Annotated in this window: 19 protein-coding genes and 1 pseudogene; 6 read left to right on the forward strand and 14 right to left on the reverse strand. The window is 41.5% G+C overall.

Annotation, left to right across the window (positions count from 1 at the left end; all coding sequences use genetic code 11):
* Positions 1-242 precede the first annotated feature (242 nt).
* The gene (locus DX073_RS12720) at positions 243-1,769 is read left to right on the forward strand and encodes a fumarate hydratase (RefSeq protein ID WP_115008397.1); all 1,527 of its coding nucleotides are present in this window, start codon (positions 243-245) and stop codon (positions 1,767-1,769) included.
* Positions 1,770-1,841: 72 nt separating this feature from the next.
* Here DX073_RS12720 and DX073_RS12725 read toward each other — a convergent pair whose 3' ends face one another.
* Positions 1,842-2,492: a phosphoglycolate phosphatase gene (locus tag DX073_RS12725; RefSeq protein WP_115008398.1), complete on the reverse strand. Its 651-nt coding sequence runs from the start codon at positions 2,490-2,492 to the stop codon at positions 1,842-1,844.
* A 781-nt stretch (positions 2,493-3,273) separates the two neighbouring features.
* Here DX073_RS12725 and DX073_RS12730 point away from each other — a divergent pair.
* A complete protein-coding gene (locus tag DX073_RS12730; RefSeq protein ID WP_065255084.1) occupies positions 3,274-3,828 on the forward strand; it encodes a porin family protein in 555 nt (184 codons plus the stop codon).
* 466 nt (positions 3,829-4,294) lie between these two features.
* On the opposite strand, the gene DX073_RS12735 is transcribed toward DX073_RS12730, so the two are convergent.
* From DX073_RS12735 to DX073_RS12745, 3 genes are all read right to left on the reverse strand, one after another.
* Positions 4,295-5,650 (reverse strand): FAD-dependent oxidoreductase, encoded by a 1,356-nt coding sequence (locus tag DX073_RS12735; protein ID WP_309473758.1) that lies wholly within the window; start codon positions 5,648-5,650, stop codon positions 4,295-4,297.
* 19 nt (positions 5,651-5,669) lie between these two features.
* Entirely contained in the window at positions 5,670-6,788 is a 1,119-nt protein-coding gene (locus DX073_RS12740; RefSeq protein ID WP_115008400.1) for an acyl-CoA dehydrogenase family protein, read from the reverse strand.
* 109 nt (positions 6,789-6,897) lie between these two features.
* Positions 6,898-8,253 carry an anthranilate synthase component I family protein gene (locus DX073_RS12745; protein ID WP_115008401.1) on the reverse strand — a complete coding sequence of 452 codons (1,356 nt, stop codon included), beginning with the start codon at positions 8,251-8,253 and terminating at the stop codon, positions 6,898-6,900.
* Between the two features lie 136 nt (positions 8,254-8,389).
* Between DX073_RS12745 and DX073_RS12750 the strand changes: the two genes are divergently transcribed.
* Together DX073_RS12750 and DX073_RS12755 are read left to right on the forward strand one after the other, a co-directional pair.
* Positions 8,390-8,692 (forward strand): type II toxin-antitoxin system HicA family toxin, encoded by a 303-nt coding sequence (locus tag DX073_RS12750; RefSeq protein ID WP_115008402.1) that lies wholly within the window; start codon positions 8,390-8,392, stop codon positions 8,690-8,692.
* Positions 8,679-9,014: a type II toxin-antitoxin system HicB family antitoxin gene (locus DX073_RS12755; protein WP_115008403.1), complete on the forward strand. Its 336-nt coding sequence runs from the start codon at positions 8,679-8,681 to the stop codon at positions 9,012-9,014. Before DX073_RS12750 ends, DX073_RS12755 begins: the two co-directional genes overlap by 14 nt.
* A 33-nt stretch (positions 9,015-9,047) precedes the next feature.
* On the opposite strand, the gene DX073_RS12760 is transcribed toward DX073_RS12755, so the two are convergent.
* The 5 genes from DX073_RS12760 to DX073_RS12785 all read right to left on the reverse strand — a co-directional run bounded on the left by DX073_RS12760 (position 9,048) and on the right by DX073_RS12785 (position 14,996).
* Positions 9,048-9,512: a hypothetical protein gene (locus DX073_RS12760; protein ID WP_115008404.1), complete on the reverse strand. Its 465-nt coding sequence runs from the start codon at positions 9,510-9,512 to the stop codon at positions 9,048-9,050.
* Between the two features lie 186 nt (positions 9,513-9,698).
* Positions 9,699-10,931, reverse strand: a complete 1,233-nt coding sequence (locus tag DX073_RS12765) for a beta-ketoacyl-ACP synthase II (protein WP_115008405.1) — start codon at positions 10,929-10,931, stop codon at positions 9,699-9,701.
* 1,247 nt (positions 10,932-12,178) lie between these two features.
* Positions 12,179-13,723 carry a PepSY-associated TM helix domain-containing protein gene (locus DX073_RS12775; RefSeq protein ID WP_115008407.1) on the reverse strand — a complete coding sequence of 515 codons (1,545 nt, stop codon included), beginning with the start codon at positions 13,721-13,723 and terminating at the stop codon, positions 12,179-12,181.
* 236 nt (positions 13,724-13,959) lie between these two features.
* The gene (locus tag DX073_RS12780) at positions 13,960-14,274 is read right to left on the reverse strand and encodes a hypothetical protein (protein WP_079323883.1); all 315 of its coding nucleotides are present in this window, start codon (positions 14,272-14,274) and stop codon (positions 13,960-13,962) included.
* Complete coding sequence (locus DX073_RS12785) at positions 14,274-14,996, reverse strand: DUF4198 domain-containing protein (RefSeq protein ID WP_115008408.1); 723 nt, start codon at positions 14,994-14,996, stop codon at positions 14,274-14,276. The genes DX073_RS12780 and DX073_RS12785 overlap by 1 nt, the downstream gene beginning before the upstream one ends.
* Positions 14,997-15,423: 427 nt before the next feature.
* Between DX073_RS12785 and DX073_RS12790 the strand changes: the two genes are divergently transcribed.
* Complete coding sequence (locus tag DX073_RS12790; protein ID WP_115008409.1) at positions 15,424-17,640, forward strand: TonB-dependent siderophore receptor; 2,217 nt, start codon at positions 15,424-15,426, stop codon at positions 17,638-17,640.
* A gap of 710 nt (positions 17,641-18,350) precedes the next feature.
* Here the strand turns inward: DX073_RS12790 and DX073_RS14805 are convergent.
* The 5 genes and pseudogenes from DX073_RS14805 to DX073_RS12815 all read right to left on the reverse strand — a co-directional run.
* A pseudogene (locus tag DX073_RS14805) lies at positions 18,351-18,956 on the reverse strand (single-stranded DNA-binding protein); the annotation flags it as partial.
* Positions 18,957-19,213: 257 nt separating this feature from the next.
* Positions 19,214-19,531 (reverse strand): H-NS histone family protein, encoded by a 318-nt coding sequence (locus DX073_RS12800; RefSeq protein ID WP_115008411.1) that lies wholly within the window; start codon positions 19,529-19,531, stop codon positions 19,214-19,216.
* A 208-nt stretch (positions 19,532-19,739) separates the two neighbouring features.
* Positions 19,740-20,810 carry a 5'-nucleotidase gene (locus DX073_RS12805; RefSeq protein ID WP_079326736.1) on the reverse strand — a complete coding sequence of 357 codons (1,071 nt, stop codon included), beginning with the start codon at positions 20,808-20,810 and terminating at the stop codon, positions 19,740-19,742.
* 286 nt (positions 20,811-21,096) lie between these two features.
* On the reverse strand, positions 21,097-21,522 hold the full coding sequence (locus tag DX073_RS12810; RefSeq protein WP_115008412.1) for an MAPEG family protein: 426 nt from the start codon (positions 21,520-21,522) through the stop codon (positions 21,097-21,099).
* 2 nt (positions 21,523-21,524) lie between these two features.
* Positions 21,525-21,938 (reverse strand): OsmC family protein, encoded by a 414-nt coding sequence (locus tag DX073_RS12815; protein ID WP_115008571.1) that lies wholly within the window; start codon positions 21,936-21,938, stop codon positions 21,525-21,527.
* A gap of 328 nt (positions 21,939-22,266) precedes the next feature.
* Here DX073_RS12815 and DX073_RS12820 point away from each other — a divergent pair, with 328 nt between their 5' ends.
* On the forward strand, positions 22,267-22,758 hold the full coding sequence (locus DX073_RS12820) for an RNA pyrophosphohydrolase (RefSeq protein WP_062499708.1): 492 nt from the start codon (positions 22,267-22,269) through the stop codon (positions 22,756-22,758).
* The last annotated feature ends 150 nt before the right edge of the window (positions 22,759-22,908 follow it).

Consider the following 22,908-nt stretch of genomic DNA (forward strand, 5'->3'; position numbering starts at 1 on the left):
GTGCTGTATTAAATTTAATTTTAGTAAGTGGTCATGTCAAACTTTCTATTAAACATAGTAGAGTGAGAACTTTGTAAAATGGGTCTTATTTTAAATACTTGTTGTTTTGTGGGATGTGGTACAATTGCTCTGTGCGGTAATTAGGAAAAACATTTTAAAGCGGTAGTAATCTATGCTACAATAACACCGCTTTTTAGCAAAATCTAGCCAGCTTTTTAGCCAGCCAATCACAAGGAACTCACATGACTGTCATCAAAAAAGACGACTTTATCCAGTCCATCGCAGACGCATTTCAGTACATCAGCTACTATCACCCAACCGATTACATCGAAGCCCTGACCGAAGCCTTAGAGCGTGAAGAAAACCCTGCCGCCAAAGACGCCATGACTCAAATTTTGGTAAACAGCCGTATGTGTGCCGAGGGCAAACGCCCGATTTGCCAAGACACAGGGATTGCAACTGTATTTTTAAAAGTCGGCATGAACGTAACGTGGGACAGTGACATGAGCGTGGCGGACATGGTCAACGAAGGCGTTCGCCGTGCCTACAATCACCCTGATAACACCCTGCGTGCGTCTGTACTTGCCGACCCTGCGGGCAAACGAGTGAACACCAAAGACAATACCCCTGCCGTCATTCACATGGAAATCGTGGCAGGCGATAAGGTGGAAGTTACCTGTGCTGCCAAAGGGGGCGGTAGTGAGAACAAATCCAAACTTACCATGCTAAATCCGTCTGACAGTATTGTGGATTGGGTGTTAAAGAGCATTCCTAAAATGGGTGCAGGCTGGTGTCCTCCGGGTATTTTGGGTATTGGTATCGGTGGCACGCCAGAGAAAGCCACGCTTTTGGCAAAAGAGAGTCTCATGAGCCACATTGACATTCACAAGCTAAAAGCCAAAGCCGAAAGCGGAGCAGAGCTATCTACCACCGAGAGCCTACGCCTTGAACTCTTTGAAAAGGTAAATGCACTAGGTATCGGAGCTCAGGGTTTGGGCGGTCTTACCACCGTGCTTGATGTCAAAATCCTAGACTATCCAACGCACGCCGCATCTAAGCCTGTGGCGATGATTCCTAACTGTGCCGCCACTCGCCATGTGGAGTTTGAGCTTGACGGTACAGGGGCGGTAAACCTAGAACCGCCAAGCATGGATATATACCCTGACATCACTTACAGCCCCGACAGTGGCAAGCGTGTCAATGTGGATACCCTAACCAAAGAAGAAGTGGCGACATGGCAAACAGGCGATGTGCTACTGCTTAACGGCAAAATCTACACAGGGCGAGACGCTGCTCACAAACGCATGACTGACATGCTAAATAATGGCGAAACCCTACCTGTGGATTTCACTAACAAACTCATCTATTACGTTGGGCCTGTGGACCCTGTGCGTGATGAAGTGGTGGGGCCAGCAGGGCCGACAACTGCCACTCGTATGGATAAATTTACCCGTCAAATGCTAGAACAAACTGGTCTTTTGGGTATGATTGGTAAATCCGAGCGTGGTAAAATCGCCTGTGAAGCCATCGCTGACAACAAAGCAGTGTATCTCATGGCGGTGGGCGGTTCGGCATATTTGGTCTCAAAAGCCATCAAAAATGCCAAAGTGGTTGCTTTCCCTGAGCTTGGCATGGAAGCGATTTATGAATTTGAAGTTAAGGATATGCCTGTAACGGTGGCGGTAGATAGCAATGGCGTATCGGTACACGCCACCGCCCCAAAAATCTGGCAAGCCAAAATCGGTAAAATCCCTGTGGTGGAAGGCTAAACATCCAAAATGTTCGGTCAATAAACCACAGCACACACCCCAAGCAAGGTCTTTGGGGTGTGTTTTTGTGAGTTATAAAAGAGATGCAACCAAATCGCCAAAATTATCAAACACCCCATCAGGGCGACTGTCCGCAATCGGCTCGCCATAGTTATAACCATAGGTTAGGGCGAGCGTGGTTATCCCTGCATTTTGCCCTGCTGTGATGTCATTTTTGGAGTCGCCCACCATGACCGCTTGCGATTTGTCTATGCCAAGCGTGGTGCAAATATGCAAAAGCGGAGCAGGGTCAGGCTTTTTAGTAGGCAAACTGTCGCCCCCAATGACACAGGCGAATTTGTCCGTCCAGCCCATGTTATTTAAAATGTCGGGCAAAAATTGAGCAGGCTTATTGGTACACAGGGCAAGCGTCAAGCCTTGTTTGATAAGGCGGTTTAATCCGTCCGTTACCCCATTGTACTCCATCGTTTTGCCTTGACAAGTGGCGTATTCTTTTAAAAATATCTCATGGGCGTGGTGCAAATTGTCAAGTGATAGCTCCGCCCACACTAATGCCCGCTCCACGAGTTTCACCGAGCCATTACCCACCCACGTCCGTACGTTATCCGTGCTAGCAGGGGATTTGTCAAAATGAGCAAGCATTTTATCCACGCCGTCCGCCAAATCAGGCACGCTGTCAATGAGTGTGCCATCCAAATCAAAAATGATGAGTGATTTTGTCATAAATTTGCCTATTTTTTAAAATTTACCAAAAGATTTAACTTAGATTTTATCAAAAAATTAGGGCGTGCCTACCGTTGATAGCATTCTCATAAGATATGGTAAAAATTTGATGATTTCAATCCATTTTTGCATGAAAAATAGCTATCTGACCACTTAAATCGTGTAAAATTTTAAGGTTTTTACTTAATTTTTTAAATTTAAGTGGTCGGATTGTGGCTCGAAGTCAAAATCCTTGTCGATATTTCAATATCAACTGCGGACTTTTCCTTGAAAAACGGGCGATTTCTCCTATTTTTCATTGCAAATACCAAAGGCAGGCACGCCCTGTAACATTGACCAAAAAACTGGCGAAAATGGGCGTAAATTGTAACAATTTATGTAAAACTTGCCGATTTTGCCCAAATTTGACTGTTTTAATGACGTGCTTTGTCAAAAGGCTGGGCAATTTTTTTAAAATTTATCAAAAAATTTTAAAAAATGGCGTTATTTTGGGATTTTTGGCTGTGAAATGGGGTAAATAAGCTGAGTTTTGGGATAATTTTGGCAAAATAACGCAATATTTGAGCGTGAATTGTGATAAAAGTAACAAAATATTGCAAAAGACATCCAATGTAAAAGGGGGTGGGGGTAAATTTTGCAAAACTTTACATTTAACACCACAAATACGCACAGTTTTTTAGAAATATTTTGTTACTATACACACATCGGCACTGATGATGAATTCGTCAGATGGCGACATAATAAACAAACTCGGTGCTTGCACCATAATTGGAGAGAAACCATGAAAACATTAAACAAAGCCCTACTAGCTCTTGGTGCGTCATCACTATTGGCAATGAGTGCCACTGCTGCTGTAAGCTACGGTGCAAATAGTGTGGGTCAGCCTTATGTGGGTGTAAAAGTAGGTCAATTTGACGTTGATAATGCTCGTGGTCATAAAGGTGACTTGACTGCTTATGGCGTATATGGTGGTTATAACTTCGACCAAAACGTCGGTGTTGAGCTAGAATACCAAGGTGCTGACAGCGAAAAATATAACCATAATGGCAATGAGTACGAACTAAAAGCGAAGACTTATGGTGCGTATGGTACTTATCGTTACCACTTCAACAACTCACCAGTCTATGCCAAAGGTAAATTGGGTCTGTCTAAAACAGAAGTTGAAAACAAAACAACCAACAGCAACCTATATTCTAGCGAAACAGACAAAACGTCAATCGCTGGTGGCGTGGGTCTGGGTTTCCAACCAACCGCTAACTTCGGTATTGAAGCAGGTTATAACTACCTAAACTCTGATGCCAACATGTGGGGCGTAGGTGCTCACCTAGCATTCTAATTTCGGCACTCCACGACATGAACAACCGTAGAGCGATTTACGGTTGTTTTTTTGTTGTTCAAAGTATCGTAAATTCAATTATAATCGTTTAACTTCAAAATACACCACCAAAGGGCGTGTTCAACACGCCCCTACAAGGTATTTTTCAAGATTTGGCATTGGTGCAAATTGGGCTTAATTTACTATAAAATATCGTAGTTAGGGCGTGTTGAACATTGATAACATTCTTTATAAAATAAGATGAAAATTTAACGCTTTTATCAATTTTTGCATGAAAAATGGCTAAATCTTGTTTTTCATCGTCAAAAACTTGTCTGATAGAATGACTATCAGCCTACGTTTTTTCCTTGAAAAACATGCGATTTTTCTCATTTTTCATTGCAAATACCAAAGTTCAACACGCCCTAATAAAAAAGGGGCAAATCATCGCCCCAATTTTTTATTTTTGCATTTTTATTTTTGATTGCTATGGCGATTTTATCGTTGCTGTTGCCACGACATTGCCATGTTCTCTCATCTCAAGCACAAGCCCGTTTTCATCATCGCTAAGCACATGCCAGTCGCCCACGCCTTTGGGCAGACCGTTGGCGGTGACGCTGATGCATTTATTTTTTAGGCGAATCATCGGTGGGGTGTGTTTGTAGATGGTGCCTTGTCCGTCTTGTTGGATGATTTGCCCTGCAATCACACTCGCCTGTGAGCGGTGGGGGGCGACATAGCGACAAGGCACGCCATCAATGCTAATACAGTCGCCTAGGGCGTAGATGTCAGGCACGCTCGTTTGCAGGGTTTGGGGATTGACGGCGATGCCTGTGTGTTTGTTAAAGGTCAGATTGGCACGCAAGGGCAGGCGTTCGTGAACGTGAAGTCCTGTGGCGACGATGATTTCATCGACCAGCAAGGGACTGACCGTCTCGCTGTCGCAGTCAAATAAGTCAATCTCATAGCCGTGTGCGGTGGCATTTACGCCTTTGACCATGCTATGACCAAGCCAATTTACCCCAAGGGCTTCGATGGCATTTAAAATCCGCTCGCCCGCCACGGCAGGCAGTAGGGCGGATAAAGGTCTGGGGTGTACGTCAATGAGACTGACCTTATGACCTGCCTTTATCAAGTCTTCGCTAAGCTCGGTGCCAATCATGCCTGCCCCGATGATGGCGACGTGCTTGGGGGTGGTTAGACGGGATTTGAGTTCGTCAAACCGTTCCAAATGATTGACGTGCCATGCCATCTCTTTGGCGATGGTGGGCGGATAGGCAGGGCTGGCACCGATGGCGAGAATGAGTTTGTCATAATATACCGTGCCACGGGTGGTGTGCAGGCTCTGGGTGTGAGTGTCGATGTTGGTGACGTAGGTGTTGGCAAGCAGACGTACGTTGTTATCAAGGGCAGACTGACTGCCCGTGGCACGCACCAGTTCGGCTCGTCCTTTGTTTTGGGATAGGGCGACCGACAGCATGGGCTTGTGATAACGGTCGGCGTCATCGGCACTGATGAGTGTGATGAGCAAATCCTTGTCCAAAGCACGCAAAGCGTCTACCATCGCCCAACCTGCAAGACCCGCCCCAACGATGACCACGCCACGCTCGGTGCGGTCAAAGACGACGGCAGGGGCGATGTGGCTTGTCTCTTCATAAGGCTCAAAGTCGCTTTTGCGTACGCCACACAGCGGACATTGCCAATCATCGGGAATGTCTTCAAAACGAGTGCCAGCAGGCAAGCCGTCTTCGGGGTCGCCCAGTTCTTCATCATAGATATAGCCACAGGCAAGGCAGATAAATTTACGCCATGCACCACGACCATCGGTGGGGGAAGTTGTCATGATTACCTTTTTATATAAATTAAATGAAATACTCAATCGGCTTAACTTTGGGTTCATCCATCAGCTGATGAGACAGATAACGCAAATGCTTGATGGCAGGCGTGACAATCGCCACAAACTGAGCTTCACGCAGACGGCGTTGGGGGTGGGCAGTCATCAGATAGCCTTTCGCCCCTTGATGAAGCATGGCAGATTGGGTGGCTTTTAGGGTCAGCATTGCCCCTTGTTCACGCACGTTTAGCACGTCTAAGAAAAACTCTTTGTCGCTGTTAAAGGGGTCTTTGCCAAGGCTTAGGGTTTTGGCGACCAGATTGTCAAGCTCCAAGGTCAGACTGCCTGCTTGATCTTCTAAAAAGGCGTTGGAGACCGCCGTGCCTTCTTTGATGTCGTCAATGGCTCCCATGATAATCCCTGCTCCGATACCAAGTTGCATGAGTACAAATGCCGAGCGAATACGGGCGATGAATGCTTTGCAGGGCAAGGCGATGATGTCATCGGCACTGATGGGGTAGTCGGTCAGCTCAATACGTAGCGTGCTAGACCCTTCCATGCCACTAAACGCAGGGCAGGGGTGCAGTTGCCATGAACTTTGTCGTGCTTTATCAAACTGCAAAAGGAAAAACACTTCATCGTCCGTGCCATCTATTTGTGCCACGGCACCGCAGTATTGACCGTCTTTGATGTGACTAATCCACGGCAGAATGCCGCTAACTTTGTAGCCGCTGCCGTCCTTTTTGGCGACAAATTTCATGCTCTCGATGTTCGCCCATGTCTTCATCGGGTTGGACAGAGCGGTGCCGCCAAAGGTGTGGGCAAGGGCGTGGTTGTCCAAAAATTCGCCCTTTAACAGGCTGTTGTCCGATTGATCAATATACAGTCCCATCACTTGATGACACCACGTCAAAAAAGCGGTCGTGCCACACACTCGCCCCACGTTGGCATTGGCAAGGATTGCCAAATCAAAGCGGTTGCCGTGGGCGTTTAGGTGTGGGGCGAACAGTCCTGCCTTGCCCAGCTCAGCCATCTCAGCTAGGGGATAATAACCCTTATCGATGTCGATGACTTTGGGGGCGATGTGTGTGTTGGCAAGTGTGGCGATGTTGTCTAAAAAGGCAGTTTGGTTGGTAAAGTGAAACATGAAAAGGCTCTTATGTCGTTTTGGAATAAGTGGTATTATAAAATGAAAGAACGGGCTTATTATTTTCCAATTTGGCATAAGTATAGCATATTTGGGAACATGGGTGCATTTATTCGCACTCGCCATGTATCATCTGCAATATATTCCCCACTTTATCCAAACATTCTTGATATTCACTCTCCATATCCGATTTTATGGTAATACCGCCTCCTGCCCAAAGCTCTACTTTGTCTGATTTTTGCAACGTGCGAATTAGCACATTCCAATTGCCTGTGCCGTCAAAATTCATATAACCCATGGTTCCGCAATACGCCCCACGGGGGGAGATTTCTAATTCATGGATAATCTCGCACGCCCGTTTTTTGGGTGTGCCTGTGATTGACCCTGCGGGCAAACTGCCAAATAAGACTTCTAGGCTATGCACGTCTTTTAATTGGGCGGTAATGGTGCTGACCATATGATGTACGTTTTTAAAACTTTCAATGGCAAAGCGTTTGGGTGTTTTTACCGTGCCGATATGGGCGTATTTGCCTAAGTCATTACGCAGTAAATCCACAATCATTAAATTTTCGCTAATGTCTTTTTCGCTGTTTGTGAGTTCGTTTTTTAATTTATCATCAATAATAGGGTCGCTGTGGCGGGGGCGTGTGCCTTTGATGGGTTTGGCAATCAGATGAATATTGCCATTTTCCCCATAAAATTCAAAAAACAATTCAGGAGATACCGACAATAATTCAAAATTGGTTAATTGTAAATAACCTGCAAAAGGGGCATTCATTTGATGTTGTAAATTGGGTAAATGGCTGGATAAATTAGCCAAATCCGCTTGCCAACTTTGCGTTAAGTTAATTTGATAAGTATCGCCTGCTTTGATGTATTCTTGGGTTTGGTTAAAGGCGTGATTGTAATCTTGATTTTGCCATGATGATATAAATTGGGCGGATGTTGGTTTTGGTGATTTTTTATTTAATAAATCAGCCAAACTATTTTTTATTTCATCAAAAATATCTTTATCAGCATTTATGCCAATCAAGTCAAATCCATGCTCGCACGGCTTAATATAAATATCATAATGCCCAAAATAAGCACAAGGCTGGTTGGGCTTGATAGCGATGTTAGGATTTAATTCGTGAGCCGATATGTCATAGCCAATAAAGCCCATTAAGCCGTGGGTGTATTCGTCTTTTTGGCTGGGGCAATCCAAGTTTTTGCCATAGGCGATGAGTTCATTTTGCCAATCGCTATAAGTGGTGGCGTAGGTGGTGGTTTGCCCTGCATGGCGGTTGTAGCGGTGGGCAGTAAATGTGTCGTCAAATTCAACCTGCCAGGCGGTTTTTGGGCAAATGCCAATCACGGGGCGATGATTGTTGTTCAAAAAACACACCTGCCAATCGGGGCAGTGCGTGGCGATGAGTGCGACAAGCTGGCTTGGGGTGTGCGTGGTGGTAATGGGGTGTGTGAGCATTTTTAAAAGAATAGGGAAAAAAGTGAATTGTAAGGGAAAATGGGGAAAAGGGAAAGGGGTTTTTCTTGAATTTGAAATTTGACAAAGGGCGAAGTGGGGCGTTATAATGCAACCAAAAATAGTTGCAAGGCATTTTATGACCGAATCTGATAAATTAAAAGCCAAATTGTATGGCGATGTACGAACTTTTGTATTTAGTGATTTGGTTACTTTATTATCGCAATTAGGTTATGAAATGCACGAACGGGCAGGTTCTCGTGTGGTATTTGTTCATTGTGATGATAATAGCGACCGCATTCATTTGCATAAACCCCACCCCGAAAATACCATTAAAGGTGGAGCATTAAAAGCGGTCAAAGCCTATTTGTCCGAAAAAGGCTATTTTGATGAATGTAATGATGATGTGTTAAATCAGGAGCTTAAAAATGATGACTTATAAAGGCTATATTGGCGAATTTACGCTTGATAATGATGATGAAATGTTTTATGGTAAACTTATTGGCATTAATCAGCTTGTTACTTTTGAAGCAGACAATGCTCACGATTTAAAACAAGCCTTTTATGACAGCGTGGACGATTATTTGGCGTTTTGTGCTGAACAAGGCATAGAGCCTGATAAGCCTTTTAAGGGTTCATTTAATGTACGTATTGATAGCGAATTGCACCGCCGTGCTTATATGGCAAGCCGTGACAGTAGTTTAAATGCGTTTGTAGGACAAGCCATTAGTGAAAAGCTAAATAGAATGGCGGTATCAATATAAAATAAAACCCTATTTTAATAATAGGGTTAATCATCATAAAAATGGCTTATCAATGCGAACAGCCAGCCAAACTTTTTCAGCTTTGCAATTCGGAATGTTAATGATGTTATTGGCTAAATAGCCATCATAGTTACTTTGTGAACCGCCAACGCTGACTTTGTCGCCAAGTGTAAATTTTTCACCGTGATTATTGCCAATCCAAAACGGCTCATTTTGCCAATCAACATACAAACCCGTTACCACAATCAACAGGTCATCAATGTACAAACAGCCATTTTTGGCATTGAGTGTGCCTGTATAAAGTGCCGCATCACCTTCCGCTTGCCGATTGGTTGAATACACGACAAATATTGATGGTTCTGACGGAATTGTTTTGCTTGGCTGAGCCGTGTTAATGGTTGCTTGCTCGGTGGGTTTGGGCGAGTTTTGTGGCTGACACCCCAAAAGGGCAAGCAATAAAACTCCAAAAATACTTTTGTAAATATGTTTATTTGGCATATAACACCTATTTTAATGAAATTTTAAAACCCTACAAGTTTAAATTATTGTTTTTACTTTTCAAATGAACATAATATACCCAAAGCACTTTAAAATTGGTGCAAAATTGGTTTTGTGAGTAAGGTGCGTATCACGCACCATTAAAGACTTTGGGGCAAAAGCGGTGCGTTGTACGCACCTTACGGTTTAACCTTCAAACTTTTTAACCACCAACGCCGAATTGGTTCCTCCAAAACCAAAGCTGTTACTCATTGCCGAGTTAATCTTGGTTTGGCGAGTGGTCTGTACGATGTCAAAGGCTTTTGCTCCGTCATCAAGCTCAGTGATGTTAATGCTTGGAGCGATAAAGTCATTATTCATCATCAGCACACAATAAATCAGCTCTTGCACGCCCACCGCTCCTAAGCTATGCCCTGTCATGGATTTGGTGGAGCTAATGGGTGGGGTTTTATCCGCACCGCCAAACACCTCTGCGATGGCGTTTAGCTCAGTAATGTCGCCAAGTGGCGTACTTGTGCCGTGCGAATTGACATAGTCCACCGTGTCAAGCCCTGCCTGCGTTAGGGCAATCTGCATACAGCGAGTTGCTCCTTCTCCGCTTGGGGCGACCATCTCCGCCCCGTCCGATGTCGCCCCATAGCCGACAATCTCCGCCAAAATGTTTGCCCCACGAGCAAGGGCGTGTTCTAGGCTCTCCACGACCACCATACCGCCACCGCCTGCAATCACAAAGCCATCACGGGTGGCATCATAAGGACGGCTAGCGGTCTGTGGCGTGTCGTTATACTGGGTACTCATCGCCCCCATCGCATCAAACATACACGACTGCGTCCAATGCTCACTCTCGCTACCGCCAGCGATGACCATGTCCGCCTTGCCAAGCTGTATCAGCTCCATCGCATGACCGATACAATGGCTTGATGTGGCACAAGCAGATGACAGCGAGTAGCTTATCCCTTTGATTTTAAGCCCTGTGGCAAGCGTGGCTGACACGGTGCTGCTCATGATTTTGGGTACGCTCATCGCACCCACACCACGAAGCCCCTTGTCTTTCATATTATCTACGGCTGTTACCACATCAGATGTGCTTGCCCCGCCAGAGCCTGCCACGACCGCCACACGGGGGTTGTCGGCAACATCAGCAGGTGTCAGACCTGCGTGTTTGATGGCAGAGAGTGCCGAAACATAGGCATAAAGACTTGCCTCACTCATAAAGCGTTTGAGTTTTCGGTCAATGTCTGTGGTATCTAGGGTGCTTTGGTCAATAGAGCCTGAAACGCACGATTTAAAGCCATGCTCGGCATAGCTTTGGTTAAAGATAATGCCTGATTTGCCGTTTTTTAGGCTATCGGTAACGGTAGCTAGGTCATTGCCGATATTTGAGACAATGCCCATACCTGTGATGACGACTCTTTTCATAAATATTTTCCAAAAAAGTTTGCTAAAAGTTTACAAATGTAATGCTGATATTGTAACAAATTATGACCTAAAAAGGTAGGGTGTGTCTACCCTTTATAATACTATTTACATTTTAGAAAGTTTATAGAAATAAAATGATGTTTTTGCATGAAAAATGGCTATCCGACCACTTAATTTGAAAAATTAAGTTAAAATCTTAAAAATTTACCCAGTTAAGTGGTCGGATTGTTTTTCATCGTCAAAAACTTGTCTGATAGAAAACTCACAGCCTTTGTTTTTTCCTTGAAAAACATGCGATTTTTCTCATTTTTCATTGCAAATACAAAAGGTAGGCATGCCCTAATTTTCAATCAAATTTATCACGCATGATAAAAAGGGTAAAAAACGAACATAAAAACGGCGACCGTAGCCACCGTTTTATTTCAATTGGAGCGTGCTTGCCCTTGGTATTTCAATAAAAATAGAGAAAAAACACAGCCTGATAGTCACTCTGTTAAATAAATTTTTGACTTCAAATCACAATATTTGTGCATTTTTCATGAAAAAATAATCATTATATGTATTGAAAGATAAAAATGCAAACTTGTACAAAATGAATTTTGAAAAAAATCAATGACTGAAACAATCTATTTTTTTAGAAATTCATCATGTATTACTAACCCTATATATATAATCCCTGCAGAAATAGAAGATAATATCAATATATTCATCACAAAATATACTTTTAATAAACTAAAAAATATAGGCAACCATCCACCAATTAATATGATTAAACCGATTATTTTTAAATTCTTAAATCCAATCAGGTGTTGAAATTTTGATTGATGACGAGAAGTGCTTATCGCCAATAAAAAAAATCCAATCATATAAAATATAAAAATAACAAGGTAAATCATATATATCCCAGTTTTTTATTAAAGAAATGAAAGTTAATTGACTTAAATATCATCTTGAAGAATTTAATAAATATCTTGCAAAGATTGATTATTTGTTTATAAATAAATATTCTAATCAATAGAGAAAAAGAATATTTATCAGACTTTAGACGTACTGCGAAATAAAATATTTACACGTTCAAGCCCTGATATTTTCTAGGGTTTAAAAATTGAAAAATGCTGCAAAATCATTATTTCGCAGTGGCTCTTTTGTATAATTGTTTTTATTTTTATTTTTCATAATTTTGCCAATATTTAATAATTCTTAGATTTATCAAAATAAGCATAATATCATTTTCTATTTCTCATTATTTATACAGATTTAATTCTATTATTTTTTACAAAATAATAAATATAGTAAAAAAATATAGAAAATAACAGAATAGTTAAATCAAAAAAAACAAAAACCCAATCATTAGAAAATATACTATTAATTATTCCTCGATTTGTCAATATTATACTTAAAATAGGAAATGCAAAGCATAATAATGAAGTTGTTAAAGCCAAAATCATCCACGATTTTTTGGCATTTAAAAATAAAGATATCATTATTGATGTAGCAAGAGAAATAAAAAATATCAATATCTCTGTTTTGTCTCTATTAATCATATCATTAGGCAATAGGCGATTTGCCCACATAAATATAATGGTAGCTAATGGTACTCCTATGATGACACCAGCGTTTGTTTTATTTGTTAGGTAAAAACCAAGATGTTTTTTACCTTTTAATTGATTTTTCTTTTTTACTGTCCACATTACTAGACCTGTCGCTATCATCGCCGTACCCGACAATCCTAGTAAAAACAACGCAAATCGCATGGGCATGCCCATGACTCGCCCTTGATGCATGCCTACAATAGCATTTTGTGCCAACAATCCTTTTGGGTATTTTGGATTGCTTCTTATAAAATTGCCTTGATAATCATAAATATTAAAAGTGCTCAATCTTGAAAAATGCTTATCGTTTCGTGTTTCTATAGAAATCTGTGCCGAAGTGGTATTAAAATGGTTGATACTAACAATCTTAATATCGTGGTTTGTATGGAGTCCCCAAGATGATTTGGCATGATGAATAATCGGTAGGATGTTTGGAGTTGTAGCAGGTTTAGCTTCATCCGTTTTTTTTGCCCACCAATCAAAAGCATAATATTGGCTATGAGTATCGGGAGATATATTGGCAATTTTTTCCGAATAGGGTAAATACATATTGACGAGTGTAATAATGCCTGTAAACGCGATCATTAAATGAAAAGGTAGGGGAAGAGCCGATAAAGCATTGTGTGCATCCAGCCAAGAACGATGTCCTTTTCTTGCACGAAATGTAAAAAAGTCTTTAAAAATTTTTTTATGTATAATCACGCCTGTAATAATAGCAATAAGCATCATAAAGCCTGCAATGCCCACCAAGTATCTCGCCCAAATGACAGGTATATAGTGCAAATCAAAATGCAGACGATAAAAGAATTCACCGCCAAGGCTGTGTCCGCTACTTTGCAGAAAGCCTTCTCGTGTCGCTACGTACTGTTTATAGTTCTCTCTACCTCCACTGGTTTGAACACCGATTCTTAAAGGATTGCGTTCATCACCAGAGTAAATAAAAACCCTATCAGCGTCAGAATGGTGTGTATCAACATAATCTAATGCTTGCACAATATCATTATCTGTGGTCTTTCCAATTGTTTGGTAAGCATGAGGCATTGTTATGATATTAATTTCATCTTTAAAATAACTTAATGTGCCCATAAAAAACATAAAATATAATAACCAACCCAATAGCAAACCCATCCAGCTGTGTACGGGGGATAGCAGTTGGCGAATACTGGGAGCTTTTACTTTTTTTCGGTGTACTGAACTCATGGATTTTAAATGGATTTATAAAAAGAAGGATTGGCTGTATGGATTAGTATCCAACAATACCAATGATTAATTGTATTTGGAAATCTAATACGTGAGAAGATATTATTAGACTTCTTAAGAAATTATGATTTTGTTGAGTTTGTAAAAAAATTTAATTTCAATAAAATTAAAGTTTTTAAAATAGAATTTTTTGAGCTTCATAATTCATAAAAAATATAACAAATGGTTTTTGGTTTTCATTTGCCAATAAAATTAGTGAAATTTGGCACAAAATACCAGCAAAGAAAAAATAAGAAAAAATTCAGGATTATCATAAAAATCCAAGCTTTTTTCAAAGAGTAAATGCAAAAAATCAATACAAAAGTGAATGAACCTCCAACCACCCCAATGATTTTACCCCAAGCAACTGCTGATACATTAAGTATTGGCAAGGCTAATGGCAATACTGAAATCAAAAAAGCTGTCAAATAAGACCCAAAAATTGCCAACAAAATACGGCTGGCAATTTTTGATTTTTGATAAATGGTTGATAAATTGCAGATAGGGTTCATTACTTATATTTATGCATAAATAAGTTGAAGGCTAATGTACTGTTATAATAAGTTTTGTCTGACAATTTTTTGTTTTGGTTCTCTACCTCATGACCAACTTGCAAAACGGTAATGCCTGTGCTTTGCACCACAATATGTGCCTTGCCATTGTCGTCTGTTACAATAAATTCGCCCTTGGGGTTATTGATATAGTCTTGAGCAATCTTAGCATTAGCAAGTGGTTTGCCCTCAAATAATACTTGAACAGGTAGCTTGTCACCGATGTTTAATTGAAAAGGGTCTGACAGTGCGATAATTTGTAACTGTAGCTCATCTGCCGATGACATGGGCTTATCTTGGTTGTCAAACAAGGTGATGTTATTTTGTACATAGACCGTGCCACTCACCGCATCTTTCACCTCAAGTTTGGATTTACGGTGCCATTCACCCTTATTGTCCTGAGTGTGGTAACTAGGTTTGTAGGTGCTGATGATGGCACTAACATCTTTGGGCATATTAACAGTGATGTTGTTTTTATTGGCAGTTGTACTAATGGCGATTGATTTGCCTTGTTTATCCAAACCACGAATGCTGTCTAAAACATCTGTATCATAACTGGCATCATCACCCCATTCTCCAAAGACTATGGCAAGCTCTCCTGCACGCTTATCAATCCAAAATCCGTGTGCCATGGCAGTGGATGTCATAAAAGATAAAATTAAAGCACCTAGTAATTTTTGCATACTCACACCTTTTGTTTAATAACTGTATAAAAACCTAGCATCCTGATAATAAGTGATAGATTTATTGAAAATAATAACAATTATTATTAAAAATGTCAATATATATTTTAATTTTTTTAAATTTTTGTTAAAAAATATTTTAAAATGTTATTGACTAAAATAAAAATAAGAATTATTATTGTAATCGTTTGTAAATAAATATTTTTACTGACAAGTATCGATTGTTGTTTATCCACTATTGTGTATCTATCACACAATAGGTTTCCTACAAAATTCTGATTTAAAACCGTTTGTGGTAAGCCTGTCGAACCATGACGGTTTTCTAGCCTGAAGGCATGGCTCAGGGCGAGCAGAATATCTAATATTGTAGGAAGTCCAATCATTAAAGGGCTCATCCTGTTATTCCACCCATGTAATAAGGCTTAGTATGAAAAAATTTTCTCAGAAACATCTTAGCATTGCAATATCCGTCGTTTGTTTTAGTCAGACTGCTTTTGGCGAAAACATTCCTGTTAATATGAAAGAGCCACACGTAGTTCTTGCTCATGAAACCATTAATTTTGAGGACTACAATCGCTACACTGTCCCCAATTCAACAGCTTCGGCAGGGCTAAGTCTTAGCAATACCGAAACCCCTCAAATGGTCAGTATGCTCAATCAGGCTCGTATCAAAGACCAAAATCTACAAACCATGAAAGAGGTGTTGGATAATACCACTGGTATTAATGTGGGCAATATAGATGGCGGTAGACTAAGTTTTAGTTCTCGTGGTTTTAATATTGAGCAGTTTAGTGCTGATGGAGCGGACATGGATTTTAATGCCCAAATGTCTGTAGGGGAGACCTTGGTGGGAACGGATATTTATGACAGGGTTGAAGTTACTCATGGTGCTACTGGGTTGCTGACAGGCTCAGGAGAGCCATCCGCTCGTGTTAATATGATACGCAAAAAAGCCATTTATAATACACCTACAGGAGAGGTATCTGCCAACGCAAATCGTTTTGGTAATTACGGGGCAAGCCTTGACTATGGTCAAGCTCTAACCAAGAGTGGCAATGTTCGTGGTCGCATGGTGCTTAACCACCAAGATGGTGAGACGTTTATTGATGGTGAAAAACGTGGGCGTACTTCTTATTACGCCACGGTGCAGGCTGATTTAACAGATAAGACTACATTTGATATTGGTGCCGTTTATCGAAAAAATAAGCAACATGGTGTGATGTGGGGTGGTTTGCCAACATATTTTAGCGATGGCTCTAAGACAAATTGGGAGTCTAACAAGAACAATAGTGTGGATTGGACTCGTTGGGACAATGAAACTAAAGAGTATTTTGGTAGTCTACAACACCACTTTAATGATGATTGGGAGCTTAATTTAAAAGCATACCATATGGACACCAAAGGCAATCCAAAATTACTTTACCATAGCTATAACACCGTAGACAAAATCACAGGGCTTCCATCTAATGTTAGAGACCCTGCATGGACATACAATAGCTACATTGCCAAAAATGCCACTAAGCAGACATTTTATTCTGCCGACATTAAGGGGTGGTTTGATTTGTTCGGTAAGGAACATCAGCTTACGTTTGGTGCAAGTCATCATACCGACAAGCGTGATGCCCGTTCAGTCAGCCTTGGTAGTGACCCAAATGCCCTTACAAGTCTTTATGATTGGCATGGTGGTAGTTATCCCGAACCAATATGGCCCACCCTGCCAGATACGCCACAAGCTGAAGTGAAGACTAAAGAAAAAAGCATTTATGGTGCAGTGCAATTAAAAATTGCTGAACCTCTAACACTGGTATTGGGTTCACGCCTGTCTGATTATGATAAAACTGGTTTTCAGTGGGGCAGAACAGTGACTGCAAAAGCCGATCATGTTTGGACGCCTTATGCGGGTATTATTTACGATATTAATGATAGCCAATCAGTGTATGCTAGCTATACCAGTATATTTAAGCCTCAAAGTGTGCGTGATATTAATGGAGACTACCTTGATGCAGAAGAAGGCAACACCTACGAGTTGGGTTTCAAAAGTGGTAGCCCAGACGGCAAACTGCAAGGACAGGTAACACTGTTTCACGTCCAAAAAGACAATATGGCACAAGCCATGGTGGGAGATTGTAACGCAGGGCGTTCATGTGTACAAGGCACCGAAAACAGCACTAAAGAAGTGGCTTATACCACCACAGATGGTAATACCAGTACTGGAATAGAGGTGGAAGTTAGCGGCAAGCTTAGCCCAAATTGGCAAGCAATGATGAGCTTTTCCCAATTTAATGCTAAAGATCGCAATGGAAAAGCCATTAATACCACATCATCTGACCGCATGATTAAGCTTTGGACGATACATGATATGAGTCGTTATATCAATGGTCTAAGCATTGGTGGTGGTGTGAATTGGTATGGGGAACGTTATGCTTACCTAACCAACCCTGCAACAAACACACAGGAAAAATACGGTCAGGACAGTATATTTCTCGTCAATCTAATGGGGCGTTATCGTGCAAATCCCAACTTAGATTTCCAGCTCAATATAAATAATGTGCTTAATGAAAAATACTTCTCTGGAACAGGGTTTAATCAAATTACCAATGGTGAACCCTTGAATGTCTCGGGCAGTGTAACTTACCGATTCTAATCTGTAGCCACATCAGCTGTTGTTGTATTAAACCGTTTGCCTCAATTTATTAAAGGTAAGCGGTTATTTTTGTGATAAGTCGTGGGGCAACACAATCATTAATCTCTTAAAGACTGATAATGAATTATGCAAAAGGACAGGCGAGGTTAGGTAGTTATCTATCTATCTATCTATCTATCTATCTATTTCCTAGATACTGCCAACTCCAATAACAATATCATCTATGTTTAGTCTGTAAAACAGTTGTTTGTGGTTTGGATAAGATTACAAAGCACACCCTCGTTGCAACTCCATCAATGTCAAGAAAAACAGTAAAAGCAAGATGATGTAGGGATGATTTGGTGCATTTTATTGAGAGTTTTTTGTGAGATGATGCTCAATTTATGTAAGAAAACCACTCAATACATCCTTGCTTATTAGTAGGAAAGATGTCCATTATGTCAAATGAATAAAAAAGAAAAGCTATGACTTCCTAGCTTTTCTTAAAATTCTCCGATTTGGTTTTTGGCAATATTTTTACAGAACTAAAAAGGCATGTCATCGTCTGCCACGCCACTGGCTGATGGCGGAGTAACTGCTTTGGGGGCAGGTTTGTCACCCATGAATGGATTGGCTCCATTTTGAGCGGGGGCGTTATTGTCTTGACCGCCCTGATTGGCATTTTGGTTCATGCCTTGGTTCACGTTCATGCCTTGATTGGTGTGCTGTGGGGCTTGACCGAAGCCTTGATTGGGGTTGTTATTTTGGTAGCTTGGGGTGTTTTGCCCAAAACCATTTTGGGAGTGGTTATTAAAGCCGTTTTGATAGCCGCCTTGTTGCGGTGCACTGCCACCAAAGCCATTATTGCCCTGATAACCGCCATGCTGACCGCCCCCGTTACCCCATTGGTTATTTTGTTGGTTGTTGTAGCCACCGCCAAAGTTGCGGTTGTTGTAGCCTTGATTGCCCTGCCAGTCGCCACCATTGCCACCGCCATTATTGTCACGTCTGTCAAGCATTTGCATTTGATTGGCTCGCACTTCGGTGCTATAACGCTCTATGCCTTGTTGGTCGGTGTATTTCCTAGTGTGCAGACTGCCTTCGATATACACGAGCGACCCTTTGCGTAGGTATTGGGCGGCAATCTCGCCTAGGCGGTTAAATAGGCTGATACGGTGCCATTCGGTCTGCTCTTTTTGCTCGCCTGTATTTTTGTCTGTCCAGCGGTCAGAAGTCGCCACGTTAATACTGGTCAGGCTACCGCCATTTTGGAATTGACGTACTTCTGGGTCTTGACCCAAACGACCAACAATAATTACTTTATTAATACTTGCCATGATGGTTACTCAACTTTTGATGTTTAAAAATAATGATTTGATTCAATAAATTTGTTTTAAATAAACGGTTAAATTCACATATTTAGTGTGACGATATTTTCACTAAATGGATTTACTTTTTTGGTTTGTCTTTTGGCATGCCGTCGCTTTTATTTGTGCATTGTGTTGCCATTATCTTAATTAAAATAAGTCAGAATAAGATATCCTGACTTATCTATTTGCAGTCAAGGCGATAATCTCTTATCTTATTTTACTGCTTAGTTTACTTTGTAGTCTTCTAGTTTTTTGCCTTTGGCTAGGGCTTCTTCTAACCAACCTGGCTTACGACCACGACCTGCCCAAACGTTTTTTGGGTTTTGTGGGTCACGGTAAGCAATAGATGCTTCTTTTTGAGCCTTTTTGCCTACTTTTAGAATCTCATCGATGGTGGTGCCGTTTTCTTTGGCGATTTGTTTAAATTGCAAGTAAGCATCTTTTAGACCTTGGGCTTGCTTTTGTTTGATTTTGGCTTGGGCATCTTTGGTAAGTGCTTCTAGCTGTTCTACGCTAAGTGCGTCAATATTTACATTAGACATGGTATTTCCTCTTTAAAATAACCGTGAGAATAATCAAAGGTAAATCCATCAATGTGCATACATCAATACATCCGATGATCATTGGTGGTGCCAGTTGGGATATTTTAGGTTTATTAAAAATAAATTTAAAATATCTCTATTTAAAAAGATAAAAACGCTGATTTTTATCGTATGATTATATTAACACATTTTATTTTAAAAATACAAATCATTTATTCGTCTTTTTGGGGTTTTTTAACACTTTTTTATCAGTTTTGACAAATTGGGCATGATCGATATTATCAATGACCGCCTTATCAGGACTGTGGTATTCATTAAGTAAAGACGTGGAATGATAAGGCACTAAGGCAGACGGCACAACCGATTTAGCGGCGTCAATATGCTTAATAGAATCATCAAAAAAGATATGCGGAGCAAATGTTTTTAATACCCTTGTTTTTTCAATACCGCCCAAGAAAAACGCCAAATCCACATCCACACCCCATTCCCTTAATGTCTTAATGGCACGCATGTCGGCAGGGGCATTACGAGCGGTCACAAGGGCGATACGAATCGGATTGTGGGTGCTGTCTAGGGTGTCGTGGGGCAGGCTCTTTTGTAGGGCGGAGAGCTTGATTAAAAAGTCGGCATAAGGACCTTTGTCGATGGGCAAATCCGCCATGCTCTCTTCGCGATGATGAAAGGCTTGTAGTCCTTCTTGTTTGAACACCAGCTCGCCTGAGTCGTCAAACAGCACTGCATCCCCATCAAAGGCAATACGGAGCTGTTCGGTGTCCAGCTCCAATATCTCCACAGGCGTGGCATCCAACACCGCACAGGCACACAGGCGAGCATCGGTGACGGCTTGAGCATCATCGACGTTGGTCGTCAAAAACAAATCCACATCAAAATCATCAATATAATCCGCCACACTCGCCCCCGAGATGAATGCCGAGCGAGTAATGCCCAGCCCATGCGTGCGTATGGCGTTTAGCACTTGTATGCCTAGGTCGGGGGTGGATTTTGAGACGATGACGACTTCGACAAAAGGCGACTCATCGTGGTAGTCTTTGGGTGGTTGGTATTTGTTTAGGTTTAGCAGGGCTTCGATGAGTGGGTAGCCTGTGCCTTTTTGTAATGGCTCGTTTTCGACCGATTTCATGTAGTCGCTAAACCGAGCGGATGCGGTGGCTTTGTCTTCTGCCAAAAAGCGTTTTAACATCTCATCATGCTCTTTTAGGTCAAATAATGCCGTCGCTGAGATTGCCACGATGAGTGTGTTTGAAAAATTAACCGCCATGATAAAGTCCTAGTTTTAAATAAATGCAAGGCGTGGTTTTAAAATTTATTTATGATGATTAAATGGTTATTAACAGGGATATAAAATCGGTGGGTAAATTTTGCCTTTGTTAATGTGGTTAATTTGGTTTTGTGGGTTTTAAATATGAAAAATCTTACCAAAACATCATTTATCTATCATGTTTATCTATCATGCCCAATCTTAATCCATCAAAACAACCATTTTAAATAACAACAACAAAGCACGCTCACGCCAAAAGCAAAAACCCATCCACAGGACAGGCTTTTTACCAAATCATCTTTATCGCAAAATAAAATAACTGCAAACAGCAAACCAGCGACAAACCCCAAATCACCGAGCGAAATGTCGCCAGATTCATGGCATATGCCACGCCATAGATAAGGCGTAACACGACATAAAGCCACGCCATGCCATTCACCACGTTTTGGGGGACAAAACAGTACATGGCGACCAGCACCGCCCCGATAAAGATAGGCAGGCTCTCAAAGCTGTTGGCTTGTACGGCATTTAGGCGAGCCGATAGCCCTGTGGTCTGTGCTAGGAATGCTCGTGGGTTGTGGTTGTCGGCTTTAAAGTCAAATCCGCCAGCCATCTTTGCCAAAAACGCAAAGACAAAGGGCAACACGCAAGCGACCATGAGCGCCACAATCGCATAATGCGTGCCGTTCGGCACGTGCAAAATCCAGTTCATGCTTATGTCATCGCCACTATTTCAAAATCATGGGTGATGTTCACCCCGCCATCGGCGAGCATTTTTGATGCTGAGCAGTATTTATCTGCTGACAGTTCAATGGCTTTGGCGACCTGCGATTCTTTGATGTTCTCGCCTGCGACGATAAAATGCAGATGAATGTCGGTAAATACCGCAGGCACGCTGTCGGCACGGCGGGCGGACACTTCACAGCGAACATCGCTAATGGCTTGGCGGGATTTTTTTAAAATGCTTACCACATCATAACTGGCACAACCGCCCAGCCCCATTAGGATAAGCTCCATCGGTCTTGCCCCAAGCTCTTGGGCTGAGTCAATGATGACTTTATGTCCCGAACCGCTCACGGTCTCAAAATTAATCGCTTCGTTATTTAGCCATGTTACACTGGCACTCATGTCGCTCATGGGATTACCTTTTTTTGATAAATTTTAATAAATATAATTAAATATAATGGGGCATTGTAGCACAAAATGACAAGGCGGTAAATTTTTGAGCGTTAAAGGTTGGGTTTGGTTTTTGTGCATTTTGGCAACAATGACGATGATAAACGGGGCAATTTTACCAACAAACACACCCAAAATCGGCATTTATTGCCATTATTTACCATTTGCAACATTTTTAAGCAAAATAATGTTACACTTTTTGGCAAAAATTTGGTTTAATAGACAGCAATAATTTGCCAAAATTTTGGCGTTCTTTAAATTTATTACATTAAGGTTAGTCATGATTGATTCAGACGGCTTTCGAGCCAATGTCGGTATCATCTTGGCAAATACAGAAGGGCAAGTGCTTTGGACAAAACGAATCGGACACGACAGCTGGCAATTTCCACAAGGTGGGATTGACAGGGGTGAAACACCGCTTGATGCGATGTACCGTGAATTGTATGAAGAAGTGGGCTTATGTCCGCACCACGTGGAAGTGCTGGGGGTGACACATGATTGGCTTCGTTACCGCCTGCCTAAGCGTTATGTGCGACTGGGGCAAGAGCCACTCTGTATCGGGCAAAAACAAAAATGGTTTTTGCTACGCTTGGATGAAAAAAACACCGACTTTATCCGCTTTGACACCGCAACCCCTGAGTTTGACGAATGGGCGTGGGTGAGTTACTGGTATCCTTTGGGGCAGGTTGTGCCGTTTAAACGGGGCGTGTACCAAAAGGCATTGTTAGAACTTGCCGAGCGGTTGCCCCTAAAAAAGGGGCTAAGGCTTTGATAAGGCTTTGATAAGGCTGTGATATAAGTTAAGTCACAAAAACAAGTCATGATGGTCATGGCTTGTTTTTTTATGCAAAAAACAAAAACCTGCACAAGGGCAGGTTTTTGGGTGTGTTTGACATTATAATCAAAGAGCTTAAAAATTGAT

This window comes from Moraxella lacunata (assembly GCF_900453205.1).
In the GTDB taxonomy this organism is placed as follows: Bacteria; Pseudomonadota; Gammaproteobacteria; order Pseudomonadales; family Moraxellaceae; genus Moraxella; species Moraxella lacunata_B.

Bases quoted from the DNA above. Each gene is read 5' to 3' on its own strand.
- DX073_RS12720 (WP_115008397.1), top strand. From the start codon at position 243: ATGACTGTCATCAAAAAAGACGACTTTATCCAGTCCATCGCAGACGCA.
- DX073_RS12725 (WP_115008398.1), bottom strand. From the start codon at position 2,492: ATGACAAAATCACTCATCATTTTTGATTTGGATGGCACACTCATTGAC.
- DX073_RS12730 (WP_065255084.1), top strand. From the start codon at position 3,274: ATGAAAACATTAAACAAAGCCCTACTAGCTCTTGGTGCGTCATCACTA.
- DX073_RS12735 (WP_309473758.1), bottom strand. From the start codon at position 5,650: ATGACAACTTCCCCCACCGATGGTCGTGGTGCATGGCGTAAATTTATC.
- DX073_RS12740 (WP_115008400.1), bottom strand. From the start codon at position 6,788: ATGTTTCACTTTACCAACCAAACTGCCTTTTTAGACAACATCGCCACA.
- DX073_RS12745 (WP_115008401.1), bottom strand. From the start codon at position 8,253: ATGCTCACACACCCCATTACCACCACGCACACCCCAAGCCAGCTTGTC.
- DX073_RS12750 (WP_115008402.1), top strand. From the start codon at position 8,390: ATGACCGAATCTGATAAATTAAAAGCCAAATTGTATGGCGATGTACGA.
- DX073_RS12755 (WP_115008403.1), top strand. From the start codon at position 8,679: ATGATGACTTATAAAGGCTATATTGGCGAATTTACGCTTGATAATGAT.
- DX073_RS12760 (WP_115008404.1), bottom strand. From the start codon at position 9,512: ATGCCAAATAAACATATTTACAAAAGTATTTTTGGAGTTTTATTGCTT.
- DX073_RS12765 (WP_115008405.1), bottom strand. From the start codon at position 10,931: ATGAAAAGAGTCGTCATCACAGGTATGGGCATTGTCTCAAATATCGGC.
- DX073_RS12775 (WP_115008407.1), bottom strand. From the start codon at position 13,723: ATGAGTTCAGTACACCGAAAAAAAGTAAAAGCTCCCAGTATTCGCCAA.
- DX073_RS12780 (WP_079323883.1), bottom strand. From the start codon at position 14,274: ATGAACCCTATCTGCAATTTATCAACCATTTATCAAAAATCAAAAATT.
- DX073_RS12785 (WP_115008408.1), bottom strand. From the start codon at position 14,996: ATGCAAAAATTACTAGGTGCTTTAATTTTATCTTTTATGACATCCACT.
- DX073_RS12790 (WP_115008409.1), top strand. From the start codon at position 15,424: ATGAAAAAATTTTCTCAGAAACATCTTAGCATTGCAATATCCGTCGTT.
- DX073_RS12800 (WP_115008411.1), bottom strand. From the start codon at position 19,531: ATGTCTAATGTAAATATTGACGCACTTAGCGTAGAACAGCTAGAAGCA.
- DX073_RS12805 (WP_079326736.1), bottom strand. From the start codon at position 20,810: ATGGCGGTTAATTTTTCAAACACACTCATCGTGGCAATCTCAGCGACG.
- DX073_RS12810 (WP_115008412.1), bottom strand. From the start codon at position 21,522: ATGAACTGGATTTTGCACGTGCCGAACGGCACGCATTATGCGATTGTG.
- DX073_RS12815 (WP_115008571.1), bottom strand. From the start codon at position 21,938: ATGAGTGCCAGTGTAACATGGCTAAATAACGAAGCGATTAATTTTGAG.
- DX073_RS12820 (WP_062499708.1), top strand. From the start codon at position 22,267: ATGATTGATTCAGACGGCTTTCGAGCCAATGTCGGTATCATCTTGGCA.